Here is a 1,642-nt window from a genome sequence, read left to right on the forward strand (position 1 = left end):
CGGCTGCGCCGGGGCGCTGGTCAGCACGCTGAAGTCCCACGCCTCGTCATCGGTGCCGCTCACCTGCGGCCCCTCGTTGCCCGCCGCGTCCACCGCCGAGACGGTCAGGGCGTGCGCCCCGCTCGCCAGGGCGCTTTCCGGGGTCCAGCTCCAGCTGCCGTCCGCGCCCACCGCCGCGCTGCCCACCAGCTGACCAGCGTCGTAGATATTGACGTGGTCGATATCCGCCGTCGCCTGGCCAGAGTAGGTCGGGCGCGCATCGTCGGTCACCCCGCCGTCCGGGATCGGCCCGGTAACCGGGCCGACGTCATCGAGCAGGCTGATGGAGTCGATAACGATGCCTGAGGTCTGGTTGTCAGGCGCCGAGGTGTCGACGGTGAAGCTCCAGCCGTCGTCGGCGGTGCCGCTCGCCTGCGGGCCTTCATTGCCCGCCGCGTCTACCGCCGAGACCGTCAGGTCATGCGAAGAGCCGTCCGCCAGATCCTCGTCCGGGGTCCAGCTCCAGCGGCCGCTCTCGTCCACCGCTGCTGAGCCGATCGGCGCGCCGTTGTCATAGATGATGACGTGATCGATATCCGCCGTCGCCTGACCAGAGTAGGTCGGGCGCGCGTCGTCAGTCACCCCGCCGTCCGGGATCGGCCCGGTAATAGTGCCGACGTCATCGATCAGGCTGATGGAGTCGATAATAATGCCGGAGTCGACATTGTCCGGCGGCGTGCTGTCGGCCGGGCCGCTGATGATCGTGCTGTTGCGGTTGCCCGCCTCGTCGGTGGCCTGTACCACCACGTTCTCGGCGTCTACCGCCGCCGGGTTCGGCTGGATACTCCAGTTGCCGTCCGCGTCCGCCACGGTGCTCGCCACCGTTCCGGTGGTGGGGTCGGTCACGACCACCACCGCGCCCGCTTCGGCCCGGCCCGCCAGGGTTTCCTCACTGTTGGTTGCGATCTCCGGCGCCATAGTGCTGGTGTCGAGCGTGAACGTCCAGGCGTCGCCCGGCACCGAAACGTTGCCCGCCGCATCGGTAGCCGTTGCGGTAATGCTGTGGATGCCGTCCACCAGGTTGGTGGTCGGCGTGTAACTCCAGCTGCCGCTCTCTGCGTCGGCCCGAACGCTCGCCAGCAGCACCCCATTGTCGTACAGCGCCACCAGCGCGCCCTTCTCCGCCGTGCCGCTGAAGGTGGGCACCGGATCGTCGGTGATCCCGCCGCTCTCGCTCTGCGTGCCCTGGAACAGGCCCACGTCGTCAATCAGGCTGACGATGACGGGCGCGGCCGGCGCGGAGGTGTCCACCGTCAGCGTGAAGCTCGCCTCGCTGCGGATCCCAGCAGCGCTGGTCACCTCGGCCGTGAAGCTGTGCTCCCCGTCCGCCAGTTCAGCCAGCTGGAAGGTCCATATGCCCTGGGCATCTGCGGTGCTGCTGCCCAGCACCGTCCCCGCCGCGTCGCGCACCGTCACCACCGCGCCCGGCGACGTCGTGCCCTGCAGCTCCGGCGTCGCGTCGTCCGTCAGCCCGCCGTTGGCCACCGGGCCGGTGATGCTGCCCACGTTGTCGTTCGCCTGGTCGATGGTCAGCGCCACGCTGCTGCTGTCTACCGTAAAGGACGCGCTTTCGCCGCGCGTCTCGTTGCCCGCCGCGTCCGTG

The 1,642-nt window shown here is 69.5% G+C and carries 1 protein-coding gene; it reads right to left on the minus strand.

Annotated elements, in window-relative coordinates:
• Window positions 1–1,642, minus strand: a 1,642-nt coding sequence (locus tag B2J69_RS23485) for an Ig-like domain-containing protein (RefSeq protein ID WP_236722784.1), incomplete at both ends; no start/stop codon positions are given.

The organism is Pantoea latae, assembly GCF_002077695.1.
Taxonomy (GTDB): domain Bacteria; phylum Pseudomonadota; class Gammaproteobacteria; order Enterobacterales; family Enterobacteriaceae; genus Pantoea; species Pantoea latae.